This window comes from Ruegeria sp. ABV4_181 (assembly GCF_056158465.1).
In genome coordinates this window covers 3118053-3137003 of sequence record NZ_JBSWTI010000002.1, presented here as the reverse complement: position 1 = coordinate 3137003, position 18951 = coordinate 3118053, and the positions used below count along the sequence as shown (strand labels likewise).

The window sequence follows — 18951 nt, the reverse complement described above, 5'->3', positions numbered from 1 at the left end:
ATAGGGTGCGCCCGAATGACGATCAAGCGATATGAAGAATGGAATTGGAGAGCCCGATGAACGACGAAAACGACTGGTACGGACCGGACGCAGCCACATTCGGGGATCGCCTGGCAGGCGCCCGCGAAGCGGCCGGTATGACGCAGTCGCAGATGGCCCGTCGTCTGGGCGTCAAGAAGGCAACTATTGCAGCGTGGGAGAATGACCTGTCCGAGCCGCGCGCGAACCGACTTTCGATGATGGCGGGCATGGTCAACGTTTCCATCATGTGGCTGCTGACCGGTGAGGGCGAGGGCATGGACGCCCCGCAGGAGGCCGATGAAGGCGTTCCCGAACTGGCAGAGGTCGTGGCCGAGCTGCGATCCATTCGCGGCGAGATGCGCGCCAGCGCCGAACGTGCGGCAAGGCTGGAAAAAAAGCTGCGCCTGATGCTGGAGAACGGCCAGTGAGCGAACCCCGGGACATACGGGTCAAGCGTCTGAAGATGCGCTCCATGCGGCGCGGCATCAAAGAGATGGACCTGATCCTGTCGGCCTATGCCGAACGGCATCTGGCCGATATGGACCCTGCCGGGCTGGATACATACGATGCGCTGCTGCACGAGAATGACCAGGATCTGTATCAATGGGTAACGGGGCAGGTCCGACCGCCCGAAACCTTCGCTGACCTGATTTCCGATATCGCGCAGACGTTTCAAAAATAACGGAAAAACCCGCTTAACCGATTTTTCGGGATTTCAATTCATTCTGCCTGAAACAGCGCGATTGAATCGGAGGATCGGATGAGTATCGAAATGCAGGTCTCCGCGCCCGGAACCAAGGGGTTCATGACCAGCTATCTTGAGGCGCTTGCCCTGGTTGAGCGGCTGCACCGCCTGCTGCTGGACGTCATCAAGGATGAGTTCGAGCGCGTGGGGGTGCTTGAGATCAACGCCGTACAGGCATTGCTCTTGTTCAATATCGGCGATCACGAGGTCACGGCGGGTGAGCTGAAAAGCCGGGGCTACTATCAGGGCAGCAATGTCAGTTACAACCTCAAGAAACTGGTCGAGATGGGGTATATGCACCACCAGCGATGCGAGATCGACCGACGCTCGGTGCGGGTCAGGTTGACGCCGCGGGGCCGGGAAATCCGCGATATCGTGGCCGAGTTGTTTGCGCGCCATGCCGAAGGGCTACAAAGTCGCGGTGTGCTGGGGCTGGAAGGGATTGAGGATATCACCACTTCATTGCGCCGGGTCGAACGGTACTGGACCGACCAGATCCGCTATATCTACTGACCGATGACGCTTGGGCCCGCCTTCATAGGACAGGACAGGTCCCTGAAGTTCCCGTAACAGTTTGCGGGCCATCGCGTCCTCATAGGCTTCGAAACCCAGCACGACCTCGACAAACGCATTCGGGCCCAGAATGACCCAGGCGCGGTAATAGGCCGACAGCTCGCCCACCTGCACATAGCGTGTGTCACCATTGTTGGGATCGTCCGCCCCGATTACCAATCCGTTGATGGTGACACCCGACAGCGAGAGTGTGTTTTTAACGTCCCGCGGGTGGGGGCCAAGGTTGTGTTTTCCGTCGCCCGACAAATCCAGCGTGCGTTTCCAGCATGCGGCCTGTTGCGACAGCAATTCAGCCCCGAACAGCATGGCAGATCCAAGCGCGGTTCCCTGCGGCGCGGCGCTGCGTCTTGTGTTGCGCAACATCGCGCCGATCCGTTCCAGATCCTGGATGGATCGCAGATCGGTCCAATTCAGCAATACGCGCTGGTGGCCGGTCTCGCTCCACTCATAGATCGCCAGTCGGATTGGGGCGGCAGCGTTGGACAGGATCAATTGCGCGACGTCGGGTCGTTGCAGCGCGGCCGCCAGCCCATCCAGTTGCAGGCGGTATTCACCGCTGTCCACCGACCCGGAAACGTCCAGACCCAGCGCCAGCGCCTGCCGGCATTCCGATGCCGCCGAACCTGCGGCCAGGCTGAGGACAAATGCCAGGACCCGTATCATTGCTGCCCATCGCTATGCAGCGCCCCGATTTGCAGACCTTGCAATTCCCGCTCCAGCTTGCGCCGCATGGCGCGTTCAAAGTCCTCGAACCCCTGCGCGATTTCAAGAAAGGCACCGGGTCCGTGCAGGACGTTGTTTTCGAAGAAGGGGATCAGGAACAGCTCGCCCTCGAAATCGGCGGCATTGATGACCAGCCCGTTGACCACCGTGTTTTCAAACGGAAAGTGCCGATAGGCTGAATCCGGTCCGTAGCCATCATTGTTCGACCCGTCACCGGACAGATCGATGGTTTGGAACAGACAGCCTGGGGCCTGCTGCATCAGCGTGGCCCCAAAGGCCAGCGCATATCCCATGGCCGTGGCCGAGCCGCTGTCGGACCGCACCGATTGCTGGACGATTGACGCCGCCAACAGCAGGTCGGCTTCAGAGCGGATCATCGTCCAGTTCAGAATGACACGCTGGGTGGTACGACCGCTCCATTCATACACCGCCAGAGCGACGGGCATGGGGGAGGAAAAGAACGCCTCTGTCACCTCGGGCGCGATCAGCGCGGCGGCCAGACCTTGCCGTTGCAGGGTATCCTCGGTCGCGTCCACGGATGTCGAGATATCCATGGCAAGCGCGAGAGCCAGGCGGCAGGTTTCAGCCCGAAGGGGGCTGGCCAGCCCGGCCAGGCCCAATGTCATCAGCCAGCGGATCACCAGTGGCCGGTGCTTTCCATGCTGGCCCAGGGTTCGGCGGGTTTCAGCGCCTCGCCGTTCTGCAGCAGCTCTACCGAAATGTTGTCAGGAGACCGCACAAAAGCCATGCGCCCGTCACGCGGCGGGCGGTTGATCACGACACCGTTGTCCTGCAAGTGCTGGCACATCCCGTAAATGTCGTCGACGCCATAGGCGAGGTGCCCGAAATGGCGGCTGTCGCTGGGCAGCGCGTCGTCCCCGTCCCAGTTGTAGGTCAGTTCGATCGGCCGGTCTTCCTGCCCCGGGGGCGCCATGAAGATCAGCGAAAACCGCCCGGCTTCGCTGTCATACCGGCGGGTTTCCTTCAGCCCCAGCAGTTCGTAAAACGCCATCGACTTTTCCAGATCCTTCACGCGGATCATGGTGTGAAGATATCTCAGCCCCATTGCGGCTTCCTTTCTGTTCAGGTGACGCGATGCAGCTTAGCGCGCCGGTCAAGGGTGTCGAGAGGCCGCGCGGACACAATTTGGAAATTGCAGAATTCGTCGCACATATCGCGGTTCCGGTCCGAGAATTGCCGAGATATAGTGGCAGGCAACTCATTGCTGGAAAGGAAATTTCATGCCGCTGTCCTCTGACCAACTGGCCGAGATCGAAGCGCAACGGGCGCAGTCGTATCCTACACGCCGCGTTGTGGCTGCGGGGATGGAAGACCACCTGTATTCGGCGCATCAGGTGCTGGACCATGGATTTGTGCGCGTGATCGATTACATGGGCGACGACGCGGCGATCTGCCAGGCGGCGCGGGTGTCCTATGGCAAGGGGACCAAATCGGTTCAAAACGATGAGGGGCTGATCCGCTATCTGATGCGCCACTGGCACTCGACCCCGTTCGAGATGTGCGAAGTCAAACTGCACGTCAAACTTCCCGTATTCGTGGCACGCCAGTGGATTCGCCACCGCACGGCCAATGTGAACGAATATTCCGCGCGCTATTCGATACTGGACCGCGAATTCTACATCCCGGCGCCGGACCATGTCGCCGCCCAGTCCGAGGTCAACAACCAGGGCCGGGGTTCGGCATTGGAAGGGGAAGAGGCCGCGCGCGTGCTGGACATTCTCAAGGCCGACAGCGCGCGCTGCTATGACAATTACGAAGCGATGATCAGTCAGGACGGCCAGCAGGGGCTGGCGCGGGAACTGGCACGAATGAACCTGCCGGCAAACATCTATACCCAGTGGTACTGGAAGGTGGATCTGCACAACCTGTTCCACTTCCTGCGCCTGCGGGCCGATCCGCACGCTCAGTACGAGATCAGGGTCTATGCCGAAACCATGTGCAGGATCGTCGCCGACTGGGTGCCCTTCGCCTACAAGGCGTTCGAAGATTACCGCCTGGGCGCCGTTAACCTGTCTGCACAGATGGTCGACAGCCTGCGCAGAATGCTGGCCGGAGAGACGGTAACGCAGGAAAACTCCGGTATGACCGCGCGGGAATGGCGCGAGTTCGAGGCCGTCATTCGCGAAGGGTAAAAGGCAAAGCGCATATCGTTTGTCTATACGGATTGTCATGAAGATGTTACATTCAACTCATGACAATTTCTGCCGCAACCCGATCCGCTTGCCTTGTCCTGATGTTGGCAGGGCCAGCGGTTGCCAAGTCTCCGATTGCCGAGGTGATCTGCGAGCCGACGCCCCGCATGCACGAGAAACTGACGCGCCAGTTCGGCTCGGAACGCGCTGCAACCGGGGTGCGGGGACCGGAGCAGGTGATGGAGGTCTGGACCAGCAAGTCCGGCGACTGGACAATGGTGGTGACCTACGCCACGGGAACGTCCTGCATCGTGGCGATGGGTCAACACTGGCACACTCATGCCGGGAGCGACCCGGCACGAGGGTAAGGTTTCAAACCTTTGAAAATCGGTCAACGGCCGGAAATTGGCCGTCAACCTGTTTTGGGGCCCCGCGGAAAACGGGGTGATTTACAGTGGCTTCAAATCAGCTGCCATCTGGCGGCCGTCGCGCCCGTCTTGCAACTCATACGAGACTTTCTGATTGTCAGCGAGCCCGGTCAGACCGGATCGTTCTACGGCCGAGATATGAACAAAAACGTCCTTGCCGCCCTCATCAGGGGCGATAAACCCATAGCCTTTGGTGGTATTAAACCATTTCACGGTGCCAGTTGGCATTTCCCGTGTCTCCTTCTACTTACACGTTGTCCCACATAATTGGTGGGGGTAGTGATTGACGCCGCCGCAACACGTCACTGTATCGCCCACACGATACGGCCCGAATTGCGTGTTTCGTCTTTTTCAACATTGCACGGTGAAGTAAAAAATCAAGAATTACCGGAAGACACAGGCAAATTTGCCAAAAATTGCCCCAAAAACAGGAGCTGCCCGAAAATGCGCCTTTATGGTCTGAAGACCTGTGATACTTGCCGTAAGGCTTTGAAATCCCTGCCGGATGCCGAATTTGTCGACGTTCGAGCGGACGGCGTGCCAGAATCCGTTCTGGAACAGGCCCTGGAGGCGTTCGGCGGGGCTTTGCTCAACACGCGCTCTACAACCTGGCGTGGATTGGGCGAAGAACAACGCACGCGGTCACCGTTGGAGCTGCTTGCTGAACACCCGACTCTGATGAAGCGGCCTTTGATCGACCAAAATGGCGCGCTGTTTCTGGGTTGGGGGCCTGAAACGCGGGCGGGTCTTGGCGTTGCGTGAACGGGTGCTTATCTGATTTGGCGCAAGAAAGAGGTTTTGAATGCGTAACGCAGCTATGATTCTGGGTGTCATTTCCGGCTTGATCGGAATGATCGTGGGCTTTTTCGGCTATGGCTATGTCGAACTGATCGACCGCTTTGGCGAGATCGAAGGCGTGGCAGAGCAGGTCGACAACGCTCAGCTCATTCAGGCGGCGTCCATCATCGCCCCGTTGCTGGCCATCGCCGGGGGCGCAATGGCACATGCGCGTGCACTGATCGGTGGGGTATTGCTGCTGATTTCGTCAGCCGGGATGTATTACGCGTTCGGGTTCAATGTCTTCACAATGTTCCCGGTTGCTTTTGCGGCCGTGGCGGGCCTGCTTGGGCTGGCCGCGGGTAAACCGGACGAGCCCAAGGCGCATTTCTAGATCATTTGATGCGCAGGATCCGGTCAACCGACAATGGGCCTGCGCCATTGACCACAATCACCGCAAGCAGGAACGACCACAGCGTCCGATCGTCCAGCAAACTCACGTTGTTGGTAAAGTAGCTGCCCAACTCAGTCCCGTGGCCGTTGACATCCACGATGGTCTGCACCCAGACAAAGGCGATCATGCCCAGTGCTGCGAACCGGGACAGAAGACCAATCACAATCAACGCTGGCAGCAGAAATTCCGCCCATGTTCCTGCGACCGCAACGGCCCAATGGAAGACCCCCAGCTGTGAGCTGTCATAGCTGACGGCTTCCATCGCCTTGGGAAAGATCTGCACGTAGGCGCCATCCGACGGAAACAGAAATCCGAAAATGCCGTTGCCGAGCTTGGTCGTCGCCGAATTCCAGTAGTAAATCAGCAGTGTCGCGGCAAAGACCAGTCGGGCCAGAGTGGGCGTCAGCCAGCCAGAGGTCATTTCCAGCCTTCCCAGGGTGTTGTTGTGAAGAGAGATCAGGGCAGTCATGTTGCCAGCCTTTCGATAGTCACAGTGGTTATTGCGCCGCCTTGCAAAAGCAGCGCCAGAGTGGCCCCAAGGTCAAATTCGGGGAAATTGGTAGCCGTTTGTTCAAATGCCTCGCCGATGGCTTGCCCGGACCGAAGCCCTTCGATCCAGTCCGCGCCGCCTTCGGGCAGGAGCTGCGGAACCGGATCATAGTCGGGCCGGGTGATCAGGACATCCTCGGGGCCCGGTGCGGGCTTTGGCGCGTCGCCTTCCGTGTTGAAGCGCCAGACGGAAAACACCGGCCATTGCGAGCGCAGAACCTGCATCGACGGCGCAAATTCCAGCTTTGCCCGCATGATATCTTCTGGCGGCACGTCCAGGGCATCGGCGGGCGCGGGCGGGCGGTCCGCCGCGTGGTATGACCGGCGCAATGCAAGTTCCAGCCGCGCGACATCAGCGAGGTAACCCAGATGGGAAAGCTGATCCATCCCGGCCAGGAAGTCGGGAAATTCGTCGCCGTAATACATCATCAGCGGCGAGGAAGGCGGGTGTTTGCGCAGAAAGATGCCCGCCAGCCCGTCCATGTTCTTGGGGCCCAGCAGCTTGGTAATGACCGGAAAGGCCTGATGCATCGCCTCAGTCAGAGATACTGCGACGTTGTTGCGGTAGACACTGAACCGACGCCCGGCAGGTTGCGCGGCAGCATCCAGAAGGCCCTCGGGTATCGCGGCAGCCGGGTCCAGCAACGCGGCGTGGAAGGTAGATTGCGAAACGCTCATGCCGGAACCCGGTTCAGGGCCGACTGCGCGCGGTCGGCTTCGGCCCGCAAGACAGGCCAGTCGGGTACATCGGTGTCCCATTCGATCAGAACAGGTCTGGGTCCGGACCGCTCCAGCACATAGTCGAGCAGCGCCCAAACCGGATCGACGACTTCGCGCCCGTGGCTGTCGATCAGCAGGGGGTGGCCGTGGTCGTCCTCGTCCTCATCATGGCCGCCAAGGTGGATCTCGCCCACTTTGTCCAGCGGATAGGCGTCGATATAGCTTTGGGGTGAAAAATCCAGATTGGTTGCGGATACGAATACGTTGTTCACGTCCAACAGCAAACCGCACCCGGTCCGCCGTGCGATTTCGCGCAGAAAATCAGGCTCGGACCATGCGCTTTCCTCAAATGCCAGATAGCTGGACGGGTTTTCCAGCAGCATCTGCCGCCCTACGGTTTCCTGTACCAGATCGATATGCTCGCAAATGCGGGTCAATGTTGCGTCTGTGTAGGGCAGGGGAAGCAGGTCGTTCAGGAAGTGGCTGTCATGGGTCGACCAGGCCAGATGTTCCGAAAAGCTGGCGGGGTTCAGCCAGCCGACCAGATGTTTCAGACGGGCAAGGTGGTCCTTATCCAGCGGACCTTCGCCCCCGATCGACAGGCCCACACCGTGAACCGAGATCGGAAACTGTTCCGACAGATGGCGCAGTTGTGCGATGGGGCGGCCACCGTCGCCCATGTAGTTTTCCGCATGAATCTCAAGCCATGCCACGGGGTGGGCATGATCGAGAATCTCGGAAAAATGCTGGGGCTTGTAGCCGACGCCCGGCGCCGCGGGCAGTCTGTTCTCTCTGGTTGTGTTGTCCAGCATGTGCGTCTTCCCCAATCACGACAAAGAGGCGGGCGTTATTGCCCGCCCCTTCGGTTTTTGAAAACTCAGGCTTATGCAGGCAGGTCGCGATCCAGCGGCTCAAGCGAACCTTTGCGGGCCGAACCATCGGCTGCTTTGGGCAGGTCGATATCGGCGCAGGTGCCGGCATCCACCAGGGTCCATGCGTTGCCCTGATAGTCAACGGTCGAGGTGCCCGCGCAGGTGGTGCCGGGGCCGGCGGCACAGTCGTTCTGACCGGCCAGCGAAATGCCATAGCATTTCTCTTTGGCCTGTGCGGTGGCTGTTGTGGCTGCACCGGAAACGGCTGCTGCAACTGCGCTTGCGATAACCAGGGTTTTTGCGGTGTTCGACATCTCGGTAATCCTTTTGGTGACTGCGTATGTCTGCTTGTGACAATGACAAAGGTAATGGTTGAACGGTCACAGTTAAATTCACGAGCCCGTGTCTCACAACCCCGTCAGGACATGTCATGCCCCGTTGCAGGTTAACAAATTGTTTTTGAAAAGAAAAAGGGTAATTGTTTCAATCCGGCCCTCAAGCCGGGGCCGGATTTCGGGCAATTTGCCGCCGAATGTTACAGCAGGTCGGGCGGGGTCGCCGCTCTGGACAGCTCATTTGTTACAGCGTCAAGCGACTGAACCTGTGTCTGTTTTTCACCCAGCCTGCGGACGCTGACCGTGCGGTCTTCGACCTCGCGGTGACCAACGGCCAGAATGACCGGCACTTTGCCGACCGAATGCTCGCGAACCTTGTAGTTGATTTTCTCGTTGCGAATATCGGCCTCAGCCCGGACACCGACTGCCTTCAGGGTTTCGACCACCTCCAGGACGTATTCATCCGCCTCGGACGTGATTGACGCGACGACGACCTGACGCGGGGCCAGCCAGAAGGGCAGCTTGCCGGCGTGTTCTTCGATCAGGATACCGATGAACCGCTCGAACGAGCCCAGGCAGGCGCGGTGCAGCATATAGGGGCGCTGTTTGCTGCCATCTGCAGCAATATAGGTCGCGCCCAGCCGTTCAGGCAGGTTCGGGTCAACCTGGAAAGTGCCGCATTGCCACACCCGGCCGATCGCGTCCGTCAGGTAGAAGTCCAGCTTGGGTCCGTAAAAGGCACCATCGCCGGGTTCCAGAGTAAAGTCCCGGCCGGTGGCCTTGATCGCAGCTTCCAGCGCGCCTTCGACGTGATCCCAGCTTGCGTCGCTGCCTACGCGCTTTTCAGGCCGGGTGGCGAACTTGATCTCGAACTGTTCGAATCCGAGATCCTGGTAGACGCTTGCCAGGAAATTGATGAACTTCGCGCATTCGGCTTCGATCTGGTCCTCGGTGCAGAAGATATGCGCGTCGTCCTGCGTAAAGCCGCGTACGCGCATGATGCCGTGCAGCGCGCCCGACGGTTCATAACGCGAGCACGAGCCAAATTCGGCCAGCCGCAGCGGCAGGTCGCGATAGGATTTCAGACCCTGATTGAACACCTGCACATGGCAGGGGCAGTTCATGGGCTTCAGCGCGTTGATCGCCTTTTCCTTGGCATGTTCCTCTTCGACTTCGACGATGAACATGTGTTCCTGATATTTGTCCCAGTGGCCCGAGGCCTCCCACAGCTTGCGGTCGACGACCTGCGGGGTGTTGATCTCGCGATAGCCATCGGCGCGCTGCTTGCGGCGCATATAGTCCTGAAGCTGCGTGTAGATGGTCCAGCCGTTGGGGTGCCAGAAGATTTGACCCGGGGCCTCTTCCTGCATGTGGAACAGGTCCATCTCGCGCCCCAGCTTGCGGTGGTCGCGCTTGGCGGCTTCTTCCAGCATGTGCAGGTGAGCCTTGAGCTTTTCCTTGCCGGTGAAAGCAACGCCGTAGATGCGCTGCAGCATCGCGCGGCTGCTGTCACCACGCCAATAGGCGCCTGCGATGGACATCAGCTTGAACGCGTCTCCCGGCACCTGACCGGTGTGCTGCAGGTGCGGGCCGCGGCACAAGTCCTGCCAGTCGCCATGCCAGTACATGCGTAGCGGCTCGTCGCCCGGAATGGCTTCGATCAGTTCCACCTTATAAGGCTCGTCATTGGCGGTGTAGAAATCGATCGCACGCTGACGGTCCCAGACCTCGGTGGTCACGGCGTCGCGCTTGTTGATGATTTCCTTCATCTTTTTCTCGATGAGGCCGAGGTCTTCGGGCGTGAACGGTTCGGCGCGGTCAAAATCGTAGTACCAGCCGTTCTCGATCACGGGGCCAATGGTGACCTTGGTATCAGGCCAGATTTCCTGCACGGCGCGGGCCATGATATGGGCCAGGTCGTGGCGGATCAGTTCATTGGCCTGAACATCGTCCTTCATGGTGTGGATGGCGATTTCGGAATCGGATTCGATGGGCCATTGCAGGTCCCAGTGCTGGCCGTTCACGGTGGCCGAGATGGCCTTTTTCGCCAGCGAGGTCGAGATGTCGGCAGCCACCTGCGCGGGCGTTACGCCTGCGTCATAGGATCGTGCATTGCCATCGGGAAAGGTGAGTGAGACGGATTTTGCATCCAGGGCCATATCGGCTCTCCTCGTCGGTTTGGCGCCCACTGAACGCCCGGTTGCGGGTTATGGTGTCCGGCTGATTTGGCAGGCGGCTGCCTGCGTGTCAAGTACGGAAGCGAGGGGCGCTGCCCCTCGCGCTCCCCGAGGTATTTTTAGCCAGATGAAGGGGGATCCGGGAATTGCACTTGGGGTGGGAGCGTGCATGATGTTGCAAAAGGAAGAGGATTTCATGGCAGTGGCGGAATTTCTGGAGACACCGCAGGGGCGGCGTCTGGCCTATCACAAAAGCGAAGGTACCGGACCAACCGTCGTTTTTCTTGGCGGGCTGAAATCGGACATGGAGGGCACCAAAGCTGTGCATCTGGAGGCCTGGGCGCAGGCGCGCGGGCAGGCGTTTTTGCGGTTCGACTATTCCGGCCACGGCGAAAGCTCGGGCACGTTCGAGGAAGGTTGTATCGGCGACTGGCATCAGGACACGGTGGCGGCGGTTTCGGAACTGACCGCAGGACCGTTGATTGTTGTCGGTTCGTCAATGGGCGGGTGGCAGGCGCTGCTGCTGGCCAGGGCAATACCGGATCGGATCGCCGGTATGGTCACCATCGCCGCCGCGCCGGATTTTACCGAAGACGGGTATTGGGCGTCGTTCAGCGCGGAACAGAAGGCGGCACTGGAGTCCGTTGGCCATGTGGAATTGCCCTCGGATTATATGGAGCCTTACGTCATCACCAAGCGAATGATCGAGGATGGGCGGCAGCAATTGGTTTTGCGGGACACGCTGACGCTGCCTTTTCCGATTCGGTTTCTGCAAGGCACGGCGGACACCGCGGTTTCCACCGAGACCGCCATTCGCCTTCTGGAACATGCGGGCGGGCCAGACATGCGGTTGCTGCTGGTGAAAGATGCCGATCACCGGTTCTCGGACGGGCCGTGCCTTGGGGTGATCGAAAACGCGGTACTTGAAGTGATGGGGGCAGCATGATCAGGGTTATCGGAAAGGTATTGGGGCGGCTTCTTCTGGCGTTGGTCGTCGTGGGCGGGCTGGTCTACTGGTTCGGGCCGCGAGAGGAAGTGAACCTTCATCCGCGCTTTGATCCGGCCAAATTCGGCGAACGCGTTCAGGTTTACTTTGAAAGCACAGAGTCCGCGTTTGACGACATCGTGCCCGGTGTTGAAAAGCGGGTGATCTGGCAGGACGGATTCCAAGAAACCCGGACACCTGTCTCGATCCTGTATGTGCACGGTTTTTCCGCCTCGTCCGAGGAAATCCGACCGGTTCCCGATCTGGTCGCCGAGGCGCTTGGGGCCAATCTGGTCTATACCCGGTTGCAGGGGCATGGTCGTTCGGGCGATGCGATGGCCGAAGGCACGGCCTCGGGCTGGATGCAGGACCTGGCCGAAGGGCTGGCGGCGGCGCGGGCCGTTGGTGACAAGGTTGTCGTCATCTCAACCTCAACCGGCGGGACGCTGGCCGCCGCGGCAGCGCTGGACGACGAACTCAGCCGGGACGTCGCCGGCATGGTCTTTGTCTCGCCCAACTTTGGGGTCAACGCACCGGGCGCATGGATTCCGGGCCTCCCATGGGCTCGGGACTGGTTGCCTGTGTTGATGGGGAAGGAGCGGGATGTTTCCGGTCCGGATCCGAAGAAGAACAAATACTGGTCGGCGGTCTACCCGTGGGAGGCCGTTGTACCGATGACGGTGCTGGTTGACGTGGTCTATGCGCTGGACTTTTCGGGGGCGCAGGTGCCCGCGCTGTTCTGGTTCTCGGACGACGATCAGGTTGTGCGCCCTGACCGAACCCACAAAGTGGCTGAGGTCTGGGGTGCGCCCGCAACCGTCGAACTTGTGACAATGGGGCCGGGGGACGATCCCATGGCTCATGTCGTGGCGGGCCGGTTGATGTCACCGGGTCAGACAGAAGCCGCGGTGGCCGGAATTCTCGCCTGGCTTGACGGGCTGGGCGTACGGTAACAGGGGCGGTCGATGCGCAAACCGGGCAGCATGTGGAGCCTTGAAACGCTTGGCCGCGTGCGCCTGTCCCGGCACTTTTTCATGCGCGATTTTCTGTATTCGGAAATCGGAAATTTCCATATGGTGCAGAACCTCCCCGACAACCCTGACCTTGCCATCGAAACGGGCAGGGCGTTCTGCCAAACCCTACTTGACCCCTTGGAAGAAACGTTCGGACGGGTGGCGGTCAGGTCAGGGTACCGGTCGGCCTCTCTGAACAGGTTCGGGAATGAGAACCGCCTGAATTGCGCGCGAAACGACAATCCGCTGGAGTGTCATATCTGGGACCGGGGTGAAGGCGACCAGCGGATCGCCGGGGCGTCTATCGTCATCCCGTGGTTTGCGGATCAATACGAGGCCGGGCGGGACTGGCGCGATCTGGCCTGGTGGCTGCATGATCATCTGGACTATTCCGAAATCTGGTTCTTTCCCAAACTCTGCGCCTTCAACCTTGTCTGGCGGCCCGTACCCCACCGCCGGATCGACAGTTACATCGCACCTCGGGGTTGCCTGCTGCGCCCCAGCGCAGAACCGGGCGAGGACCTTGGCACCCGGCGCAAACGCTATGCGGACTTTCCGGGTTTTCGGGGGATCGCCTATCCCTGAACTTTCACTTGCCCGCGCATTCAAAACCTCTCATCCTGTTGAAAAAGACGTCCGCCCCAGAGGTCGAATTTTAGGAGGCCCCGCGTGATCGAGCCGCTGGTTTTGCTGCCCGGACTGATGTGTGATGCCCGGCTTTTCGAACCCCAGATTGTCAGCCTGTCGCGACAGCGCGCGGTCACTGTGGCCCCGATATCAAATGGCGAACGGATCGAGGAGATAGCGTCCAGGCTGCTGGATCAACTGCCGCATCGTTTTGCACTGGGCGGCGTGAATATGGGCGGTGGCGTCGCGCTTGAGATCATTCGCCGGGCACCGGATCGGGTGTCGCGCCTGTGCCTGATCGCGACAGATGCACAGGCCGATACGCCTCAGATCGCGGCCTCGCGTGAGGAGTTGATGGTGGGCGCCAAGGCGGGCCGTCTCGAAGATGTCATACGCAGGATGATCGGGTCGGACACTCTGGCACCCGGACCGCGGCGCATCCCCATACTCAACACGGTCATTGATATGGCGCTGGATCTGGGACCGGACGTGTTCGCGCGCCAGATGCGCGCGCTGCAACGTCGGCCCGATCAGCAGGGGGAACTGCGCCGTATCAACGTGCCGACCCTGATCCTGTGCGGGGCGCATGACACGCTGACACCGGTCAGAAAACACACTTTCATGGCAGGGTTGATACCCGGAGCGCAACTGCAAGTGATCGACGAGGCAGGGCACCTGCCGACACTGGAAACGCCGCAGATCGTGAATGGCGCGCTTGAGGCGTGGCTGACCAGCCCCGGGCAAGTGTCTTACGGGTAAAGCGCCGCCCGCTCGGATTTGCTGAGGATGGTAGGGCTTGCCACCGGATCGCCGGTCTGTGGATCGAAAAAGGGGGTCTTTTTCCAACTTCCGGACAGCCGAGATTTCGCCGTGCGCGTCAGCAACCCATATATCGCGGGCCAGAGTTTCTCATGCGATTGTTTGCCGTCGGGTTTCGGGACAAAGCCGCGGGTGGTGACGGGGCCGAGCCCGCCGGGTTCTGGTATCCGTTTGACGATGAACCCGGCAAAAGGGAACTGCGGCGTGCGCGAGGTTGTCGCAATCGGTGCGTTACAGCACGCGGCGTACCATCGAAGCATCCCTTTGGGGCTAAGCTGCATCAGCGCTAGATGTTCCGCCCCGGCGTCGATCTGAATCTCTTCAGGGATCATCTGAAATATCTCGACCGGGCCGGGGGCCGGATCGGGCTGTCCGAAATACAGCTGGGCGGCGCGGCAATCGTGGCAAAAACACTCAACATGCGTGCCGGTTCGTACGCCATTCGCCGTTATGCGTCCGCGCAGAGACCCGCAATCACAGGAGAAAGAAGTTTCCCTTGGTGCCTTTCCTCCCACCGGGATCAGGCCACTTTGTTCTTGTTAGCTGCCCGGCGAGGCGGTTTACGCGTGTTGGCGTTCATGAAGTCGATCACCAGAGGCCGGATATTGTCGCGCCAGCTGCGGCCCGCGAAGATACCATAGTGGCCTGCGCCCGGCTCGACATGGCTGGCCTTTTTGGACTCGGGCAACCCGGTGCACAGGTCAAGGGCGGCGATGCACTGACCCGGGGCGGAAATGTCGTCATTTGCGCCTTCGACCGTCTTGACCGCGACATCGGTGATTTTTCCGATATCGACCTTGTGACCGGCCACCACAAACTCGTTGCGTGCGATTTCACGCTTTTTGAACACCCGTTCGACCGTCGACAGATAGAATTCCGCGGTCATGTCCATGACAGCCAGATATTCGTCGTAGAAACGGTTATGCGCATCGTGGTCCGAGGCTTCACCCCGCATCACGCGCTGGATCTGGTCCGAAAACGCCTGCGAGTGGCGGTCGGCGTTCATCGACATGAACGAGGCCAGTTGCAACAGGCCGGGATAGACCATGCGGCCGACACCTTTGTATTTGAAACCAACGCGCTGGATCATGGTTTCTTCCAGCTGTCCCATGGTCACGCGACGGCCAAAATCGGTTACGTCGGTGGGGGTGGCATCCGGGTCGACCGGACCGCCGATCAGGGTCAGGGTGGTTGGCTGCGCCTTGGGCTCGACCTCGGCAAGATAGGCTGTCGCGGCCAGCGTCAGCGGCGCGGGCTGGCATACCGCAACAACATGCGTATCCGGGCCAAGCGCCTTCATAAAATCGACAAGGTAAAGCGTGTAATCCTCGACATCGAATTTGCCTTCGGACACGGGAATATCACGCGCATTATGCCAGTCGGTAACGTAGACTTCGCAATTGACCAGCAGGCTTTTGACCGTGGATCGCAGCAGGGTCGCATAATGGCCCGACATCGGCGCCACCAGCAGAACCTTGCGGGGCTGTTCCTCGCGGCCGTTCACGCGCACATGGACGAGGTCGCCAAACGGGCGTTCCATCACCGGAACAATCTCAACCAGATGGTCCTTGCCGTCTTCGCAGGTATAGGTGCGAATACCCCAGTCGGGCTTGACCACCATGCGCTGAAAGGTGCGTTCGGTCACTTCGCCCCATGCGGCCATCATGCTGAACGCGGGGTTGGGAACCATAGAAAACAAGGGGTAAGAGGCCATGGCACTGGCGGTGGCACCCATCCATTGGTTCGTGTTGCGCATGGTTTCCATAAGATCGTAAGTGATCATATAGCGCATAAAATGGGTCTCCTGAGTGTCAGTCTGAAAGTTCGGACCATTCGTCGCTTTGCCCCCCAGCGCCTACGACGTTATTCTGCATAGCAGCAAGGTTAGGGGGGAATTGTTAAAATGACAACAAGCGAAGATCAGACACCTCAGGTACCCGAAGAACATATTGAACGCCTTAAAGAAAACATGACCAAGGTCGAAGAGCTGTCAAAAAGGCTGGTCGAAATTCTTGCCGGAAAAAAGACGCATACCCCCGCGCTGGACGGTCCGAATCAAGAATTGTTTGCAAGGGCAGCAACGGCCTATCTGACAGAGGCGTGGCAAAATCCCGCCAAGCTGCTGGAGCAGCAGATCGAATATTGGGGCAAGTCGGTTCTGAACTATGCCGAGGCGCAGCAAGCCTTCACCAAAGGCGAGATTGACGACGGTGATAACAGGCCGTCCGATAAACGGTTTTCCAACCCCATGTGGGACTCCAACCCCTATTTCCGCTTTATCCGACAGCAGTACCAGACCAATGCCGAGGCCATTTCGCAGGCTGTCGCGTCGGTCGAGGATATGGATACCAAAGACAAACAGCGTCTGCAGTTCTTTTCGCAGCAGATCATCGACATGATGTCGCCGACGAATTTTCTGGCAACCAACCCGGACGCGCTGGAAAAGGCGGTCGAGACAGAAGGGCAGTCGCTGATCAAAGGGCTGGAAAACCTCGTCGCAGACCTTGAGGCCAACGACGGCGAGATGGTGGTGCGACTGGCCGACGAAAGCGCGTTCGAGGTTGGCGGCAATATCGCCACAACCCCGGGCGACGTGGTATTCCGCAACCGCCTGATGGAACTGATCCAGTACAAACCGGTAACCGAAACGGTTCACGAAACCCCGATCGTTCTGTTCCCGCCCTGGATCAACAAATTCTATATCCTCGACCTCAAGGCACAGAACAGCCTTATCAAATGGGTGACCGAGCAGGGTTATACCCTGTTTGTCGTCAGCTGGGTTAACGCAGACAATTCACACGCCGATATCGGCATGGACGATTACGTGCAGGAAGGCTTTCTGACCGCTATCGAAGAAGCCAAATCCATCTGCAAGGTCAAACAGGTCAACGCGGTAGGGTATTGCATCGCCGGTACAACGCTCGGCCTGACGCTGTCATTGCTGAAACAGCGCGGTGACAAATCCATCAAGTCCGCAACCTTCTTCACCGCGCTGACCGATTTCGGCGATCAGGGAGAATTCACGCCGTTCCTGCAGGACGATTTCGTGGACGGCATCGAAGATCAGGTTTCAAAAGACGGGGTGCTCAAGGCCTGGGTCGTTGGGCGCACGATGTCCTTCCTTCGCTCGAATGACCTGATCTATGGCCCCGCCATCCGCAGCTATATGATGGGAGAAACGCCGCCCGCATTCGACCTGCTGTTCTGGAACGGGGACGGGGCGAACCTGCCCGGGCGTATGGCGGTCGAGTATCTGCGCGGTCTGTGCCAGCGCAATGATTTCGTGAACGACGGGTTCGATCTTCTGGGGCACAAGCTGCATGTCCGCGACGTCGACGTTCCACTGATGGCCATCACCTGTGAAACCGACCACATCGCAGCCTGGAAATCCTGCTACCGGGGCGTTCAGCAGATGGGCTCGCGCTCGAAGACATTTGTGGTGTCCGAATCCGGTCATATCGCGGGGATCGTCAACCCGCCCAGCAAGAAGAAATATGGCCATTACACTAACGCCGACATGAAACCCGATGCCGACACCTGGCTGAGGGATGCCGACTTCCACCAGGGGTCCTGGTGGCCGCTGTGGGAGGCATGGCTGAAAAAGCGTTCGGGCAAGCAGATACCCGCCCGCTCGCCCGGCGATTCGGATCATCCCTCGCTGGCGGCGGCACCCGGGACATATGTCCTGGTCAAATCAACCAGTTGATTCCGCGCAATTCCTGAAATTTTTCTGCATTGCAGCAAGAAAAAACTTGCAATGCTGCAATGCAGCAATCATATTGCCCTCAAGCTGATGAAAACCGGGGTGGGCCCGGTTCGGCAACAAGGATTACGACAATGGCAAAGACTCAAGACTTTACCGCGACCCTGAAAGACATGATGGGCGCGTTCCCCGTTGACACCACCGCGCTGGAAGGTGCCTTCAAATCGACCGCGACCCTGAACGAAAAACTGTCGGGCGTTGCTCTGGAAGCAGCAGAAAAATCGGCTGAAATCTCGAACAAATGGACCAAGGACACCCTGGCCAAACTGACCGAGATGTCGAAAGCAAAGGCAGAGCCTGCTGACTATGCAAAAGCCGCAACCGATTTCGCAAGCGCGTCGGCTGAAGTTGCTGCTGAAAACATGGCTGCTTTCGCTGAGATCGCGAAAAAGCTGCAGTCCGAAACCGTCGAGCTGCTGATGGCTGCTGGCAAAGAAGCTGCCGAAGACGCAACTGCTGCTGTCAAGAAGGCCACCAACGACGTGACCGCTGCTGCCAAGAAAGCAACGGCTGCCAAGTAAGAAAAGCCGCGAGGCGCACCCATTCCTCCCAAACGGTGCAATCGCGTGGGGCAGGTCGTTTGACCTGCCCTTTCTTTTTGTTCTGCGCTCGCATAATCTCTGCTGCAACGCATCATCCTTGGGGAGGGTAAACGGTGTCAGAACAAGAAAAACCGCTGTTGATCAAACGTTATGCCAGCCGTCGGCTGTATAACACCGAGACCAGCGACTATGTGACTTTGGAAGATATCGCGACCTTTATTCGCGACGGGCGCGAAGTGCAGATTATCGACCTGAAAACCGGTGATGACCTGACCCGGCAATATCTGTTGCAAATCATCGCCGAACACGAAAGCCGGGGCGAAAACGTGCTGCCGGTCAATGTGCTGAACGATCTGGTCCGCAGCTACATGATTCCGGGCGGGGGGATGATGCCGCAATTCTTGCAAAGCTCGTTCGAAATGCTGCGCGAAAGCCAAAGCAAGATGATGGAAAACATGAACGCCATGAATCCGATGTCTCAGATGCCCGGGTTCGAAGCGATGCAGGCGCAGCAACAGGCCTTTCTGAAGGCGATGACTGGCGGTTTGTCCGGCGGGTGGTCCGGGCCCGAGAAGGACGAAAAAGACAAGTCTGAATCAAAGGAAGATCTGGACGATATCAAAAAGCAACTGGCCGAGTTGCAGCAAAAACTGTCCAAGCTGAACTGAAGTCATC

25 protein-coding genes are annotated in these 18951 nt (G+C 59.1%); 14 read left to right on the top strand and 11 right to left on the bottom strand.

The window, feature by feature from the left end:
* Positions 1-56 precede the first annotated feature (56 nt).
* The 3 genes from ACXAC3_RS15590 (at position 57) to ACXAC3_RS15580 (ending at position 1279) form a co-directional block, all read left to right on the top strand.
* Positions 57-449 (top strand): helix-turn-helix domain-containing protein, encoded by a 393-nt coding sequence (locus ACXAC3_RS15590; protein WP_475162025.1) that lies wholly within the window; start codon positions 57-59, stop codon positions 447-449.
* A complete protein-coding gene (locus ACXAC3_RS15585) occupies positions 446-703 on the top strand; it encodes a succinate dehydrogenase assembly factor 2 (RefSeq protein ID WP_475162023.1) in 258 nt (85 codons plus the stop codon). Before ACXAC3_RS15590 ends, ACXAC3_RS15585 begins: the two co-directional genes overlap by 4 nt.
* A 78-nt stretch (positions 704-781) precedes the next feature.
* Positions 782-1279: a MarR family winged helix-turn-helix transcriptional regulator gene (locus ACXAC3_RS15580; protein ID WP_475162019.1), complete on the top strand. Its 498-nt coding sequence runs from the start codon at positions 782-784 to the stop codon at positions 1277-1279.
* On the opposite strand, the gene ACXAC3_RS15575 is transcribed toward ACXAC3_RS15580, so the two are convergent.
* From ACXAC3_RS15575 to ACXAC3_RS15565, 3 genes are read right to left on the bottom strand one after another with little or no spacing between them, the layout of a single operon-like run.
* Positions 1226-2002, bottom strand: a complete 777-nt coding sequence (locus ACXAC3_RS15575) for a DUF1194 domain-containing protein (RefSeq protein WP_475162017.1) — start codon at positions 2000-2002, stop codon at positions 1226-1228. The two genes, ACXAC3_RS15580 and ACXAC3_RS15575, sit on opposite strands and share 54 nt — an antisense overlap.
* Positions 1999-2703 carry a DUF1194 domain-containing protein gene (locus ACXAC3_RS15570; protein WP_475162013.1) on the bottom strand — a complete coding sequence of 235 codons (705 nt, stop codon included), beginning with the start codon at positions 2701-2703 and terminating at the stop codon, positions 1999-2001. Before ACXAC3_RS15570 ends, ACXAC3_RS15575 begins: the two co-directional genes overlap by 4 nt.
* Positions 2700-3128 (bottom strand): VOC family protein, encoded by a 429-nt coding sequence (locus ACXAC3_RS15565; protein ID WP_475162012.1) that lies wholly within the window; start codon positions 3126-3128, stop codon positions 2700-2702. Before ACXAC3_RS15565 ends, ACXAC3_RS15570 begins: the two co-directional genes overlap by 4 nt.
* Before the next feature lie 175 nt (positions 3129-3303).
* Between ACXAC3_RS15565 and thyX the strand changes: the two genes are divergently transcribed.
* Both thyX and ACXAC3_RS15555 read left to right on the top strand, forming a co-directional pair.
* A complete protein-coding gene (thyX, locus tag ACXAC3_RS15560) occupies positions 3304-4215 on the top strand; it encodes an FAD-dependent thymidylate synthase (protein WP_475162011.1) in 912 nt (303 codons plus the stop codon).
* Between the two features lie 59 nt (positions 4216-4274).
* The gene (locus ACXAC3_RS15555; RefSeq protein WP_475162010.1) at positions 4275-4583 is read left to right on the top strand and encodes a hypothetical protein; all 309 of its coding nucleotides are present in this window, start codon (positions 4275-4277) and stop codon (positions 4581-4583) included.
* 81 nt (positions 4584-4664) lie between these two features.
* Here the strand turns inward: ACXAC3_RS15555 and ACXAC3_RS15550 are convergent, their stop codons facing one another.
* Positions 4665-4871 carry a cold-shock protein gene (locus ACXAC3_RS15550; RefSeq protein ID WP_008758035.1) on the bottom strand — a complete coding sequence of 69 codons (207 nt, stop codon included), beginning with the start codon at positions 4869-4871 and terminating at the stop codon, positions 4665-4667.
* 216 nt (positions 4872-5087) lie between these two features.
* Here ACXAC3_RS15550 and ACXAC3_RS15545 point away from each other — a divergent pair, with 216 nt between their 5' ends.
* Together ACXAC3_RS15545 and ACXAC3_RS15540 are read left to right on the top strand one after the other, a co-directional pair.
* The gene (locus tag ACXAC3_RS15545) at positions 5088-5405 is read left to right on the top strand and encodes an ArsC/Spx/MgsR family protein (RefSeq protein WP_475163456.1); all 318 of its coding nucleotides are present in this window, start codon (positions 5088-5090) and stop codon (positions 5403-5405) included.
* Between the two features lie 40 nt (positions 5406-5445).
* A complete protein-coding gene (locus ACXAC3_RS15540; protein WP_475162008.1) occupies positions 5446-5814 on the top strand; it encodes a hypothetical protein in 369 nt (122 codons plus the stop codon).
* Between the two features lies 1 nt (position 5815).
* On the opposite strand, the gene ACXAC3_RS15535 is transcribed toward ACXAC3_RS15540, so the two are convergent.
* The 5 genes from ACXAC3_RS15535 to thrS all read right to left on the bottom strand — a co-directional run bounded on the left by ACXAC3_RS15535 (position 5816) and on the right by thrS (position 10509).
* Positions 5816-6343, bottom strand: a complete 528-nt coding sequence (locus tag ACXAC3_RS15535; RefSeq protein WP_475162007.1) for a DoxX family protein — start codon at positions 6341-6343, stop codon at positions 5816-5818.
* Positions 6340-7101 carry an HvfC/BufC N-terminal domain-containing protein gene (locus tag ACXAC3_RS15530; RefSeq protein WP_475162004.1) on the bottom strand — a complete coding sequence of 254 codons (762 nt, stop codon included), beginning with the start codon at positions 7099-7101 and terminating at the stop codon, positions 6340-6342. Before ACXAC3_RS15530 ends, ACXAC3_RS15535 begins: the two co-directional genes overlap by 4 nt.
* Positions 7098-7955 (bottom strand): MNIO family bufferin maturase, encoded by an 858-nt coding sequence (bufB, locus tag ACXAC3_RS15525; protein WP_475162002.1) that lies wholly within the window; start codon positions 7953-7955, stop codon positions 7098-7100. Before bufB ends, ACXAC3_RS15530 begins: the two co-directional genes overlap by 4 nt.
* Before the next feature lie 71 nt (positions 7956-8026).
* On the bottom strand, positions 8027-8329 hold the full coding sequence (locus tag ACXAC3_RS15520) for a BufA1 family periplasmic bufferin-type metallophore (RefSeq protein ID WP_475162001.1): 303 nt from the start codon (positions 8327-8329) through the stop codon (positions 8027-8029).
* 221 nt (positions 8330-8550) lie between these two features.
* Positions 8551-10509, bottom strand: coding sequence for a threonine--tRNA ligase (thrS, locus tag ACXAC3_RS15515; protein ID WP_475161999.1), 1959 nt, complete (start codon positions 10507-10509; stop codon positions 8551-8553).
* Between the two features lie 214 nt (positions 10510-10723).
* Here thrS and ACXAC3_RS15510 point away from each other — a divergent pair, with 214 nt between their 5' ends.
* The 4 genes from ACXAC3_RS15510 (at position 10724) to ACXAC3_RS15495 (ending at position 13911) form a co-directional block, all read left to right on the top strand.
* The gene (locus tag ACXAC3_RS15510) at positions 10724-11473 is read left to right on the top strand and encodes an alpha/beta hydrolase (RefSeq protein WP_475163453.1); all 750 of its coding nucleotides are present in this window, start codon (positions 10724-10726) and stop codon (positions 11471-11473) included.
* Entirely contained in the window at positions 11470-12465 is a 996-nt protein-coding gene (locus ACXAC3_RS15505) for an alpha/beta hydrolase (RefSeq protein WP_475161997.1), read from the top strand. Before ACXAC3_RS15510 ends, ACXAC3_RS15505 begins: the two co-directional genes overlap by 4 nt.
* 30 nt (positions 12466-12495) lie before the next feature.
* On the top strand, positions 12496-13110 hold the full coding sequence (locus tag ACXAC3_RS15500; protein WP_475163451.1) for a hypothetical protein: 615 nt from the start codon (positions 12496-12498) through the stop codon (positions 13108-13110).
* Positions 13111-13194: 84 nt separating this feature from the next.
* Positions 13195-13911, top strand: coding sequence for an alpha/beta fold hydrolase (locus ACXAC3_RS15495; RefSeq protein ID WP_475161996.1), 717 nt, complete (start codon positions 13195-13197; stop codon positions 13909-13911).
* Here ACXAC3_RS15495 and ACXAC3_RS15490 read toward each other — a convergent pair.
* Positions 13902-14486, bottom strand: coding sequence for a DUF6151 family protein (locus ACXAC3_RS15490; protein WP_475161994.1), 585 nt, complete (start codon positions 14484-14486; stop codon positions 13902-13904). The genes ACXAC3_RS15495 and ACXAC3_RS15490 overlap by 10 nt on opposite strands.
* A 5-nt stretch (positions 14487-14491) precedes the next feature.
* The gene (phaZ, locus tag ACXAC3_RS15485; RefSeq protein WP_475161992.1) at positions 14492-15763 is read right to left on the bottom strand and encodes a polyhydroxyalkanoate depolymerase; all 1272 of its coding nucleotides are present in this window, start codon (positions 15761-15763) and stop codon (positions 14492-14494) included.
* A 111-nt stretch (positions 15764-15874) separates the two neighbouring features.
* Here phaZ and ACXAC3_RS15480 point away from each other — a divergent pair, with 111 nt between their 5' ends.
* The 3 genes from ACXAC3_RS15480 to phaR all read left to right on the top strand — a co-directional run bounded on the left by ACXAC3_RS15480 (position 15875) and on the right by phaR (position 18944).
* Entirely contained in the window at positions 15875-17677 is a 1803-nt protein-coding gene (locus ACXAC3_RS15480; protein WP_475161990.1) for a PHA/PHB synthase family protein, read from the top strand.
* A 131-nt stretch (positions 17678-17808) separates the two neighbouring features.
* Positions 17809-18255 carry a phasin family protein gene (locus tag ACXAC3_RS15475; RefSeq protein WP_475161988.1) on the top strand — a complete coding sequence of 149 codons (447 nt, stop codon included), beginning with the start codon at positions 17809-17811 and terminating at the stop codon, positions 18253-18255.
* Positions 18256-18389: 134 nt separating this feature from the next.
* Positions 18390-18944: a polyhydroxyalkanoate synthesis repressor PhaR gene (gene phaR / locus ACXAC3_RS15470; protein WP_475161986.1), complete on the top strand. Its 555-nt coding sequence runs from the start codon at positions 18390-18392 to the stop codon at positions 18942-18944.
* Positions 18945-18951 lie beyond the last annotated feature (7 nt).

Bases quoted from the DNA above. Each gene is read 5' to 3' on its own strand.
- ACXAC3_RS15590 (WP_475162025.1), top strand. From the start codon at position 57: ATGAACGACGAAAACGACTGGTACGGACCGGACGCAGCCACATTCGGG.
- ACXAC3_RS15580 (WP_475162019.1), top strand. From the start codon at position 782: ATGAGTATCGAAATGCAGGTCTCCGCGCCCGGAACCAAGGGGTTCATG.
- ACXAC3_RS15575 (WP_475162017.1), bottom strand. From the start codon at position 2,002: ATGATACGGGTCCTGGCATTTGTCCTCAGCCTGGCCGCAGGTTCGGCG.
- ACXAC3_RS15565 (WP_475162012.1), bottom strand. From the start codon at position 3,128: ATGGGGCTGAGATATCTTCACACCATGATCCGCGTGAAGGATCTGGAA.
- thyX (WP_475162011.1), top strand. From the start codon at position 3,304: ATGCCGCTGTCCTCTGACCAACTGGCCGAGATCGAAGCGCAACGGGCG.
- ACXAC3_RS15555 (WP_475162010.1), top strand. From the start codon at position 4,275: ATGACAATTTCTGCCGCAACCCGATCCGCTTGCCTTGTCCTGATGTTG.
- ACXAC3_RS15550 (WP_008758035.1), bottom strand. From the start codon at position 4,871: ATGCCAACTGGCACCGTGAAATGGTTTAATACCACCAAAGGCTATGGG.
- ACXAC3_RS15545 (WP_475163456.1), top strand. From the start codon at position 5,088: ATGCGCCTTTATGGTCTGAAGACCTGTGATACTTGCCGTAAGGCTTTG.
- ACXAC3_RS15540 (WP_475162008.1), top strand. From the start codon at position 5,446: ATGCGTAACGCAGCTATGATTCTGGGTGTCATTTCCGGCTTGATCGGA.
- ACXAC3_RS15535 (WP_475162007.1), bottom strand. From the start codon at position 6,343: ATGACTGCCCTGATCTCTCTTCACAACAACACCCTGGGAAGGCTGGAA.
- ACXAC3_RS15530 (WP_475162004.1), bottom strand. From the start codon at position 7,101: ATGAGCGTTTCGCAATCTACCTTCCACGCCGCGTTGCTGGACCCGGCT.
- bufB (WP_475162002.1), bottom strand. From the start codon at position 7,955: ATGCTGGACAACACAACCAGAGAGAACAGACTGCCCGCGGCGCCGGGC.
- ACXAC3_RS15520 (WP_475162001.1), bottom strand. From the start codon at position 8,329: ATGTCGAACACCGCAAAAACCCTGGTTATCGCAAGCGCAGTTGCAGCA.
- thrS (WP_475161999.1), bottom strand. From the start codon at position 10,509: ATGGCCCTGGATGCAAAATCCGTCTCACTCACCTTTCCCGATGGCAAT.
- ACXAC3_RS15510 (WP_475163453.1), top strand. From the start codon at position 10,724: ATGGCAGTGGCGGAATTTCTGGAGACACCGCAGGGGCGGCGTCTGGCC.
- ACXAC3_RS15505 (WP_475161997.1), top strand. From the start codon at position 11,470: ATGATCAGGGTTATCGGAAAGGTATTGGGGCGGCTTCTTCTGGCGTTG.
- ACXAC3_RS15500 (WP_475163451.1), top strand. From the start codon at position 12,496: ATGTGGAGCCTTGAAACGCTTGGCCGCGTGCGCCTGTCCCGGCACTTT.
- phaZ (WP_475161992.1), bottom strand. From the start codon at position 15,763: ATGCGCTATATGATCACTTACGATCTTATGGAAACCATGCGCAACACG.
- ACXAC3_RS15480 (WP_475161990.1), top strand. From the start codon at position 15,875: ATGACAACAAGCGAAGATCAGACACCTCAGGTACCCGAAGAACATATT.
- ACXAC3_RS15475 (WP_475161988.1), top strand. From the start codon at position 17,809: ATGGCAAAGACTCAAGACTTTACCGCGACCCTGAAAGACATGATGGGC.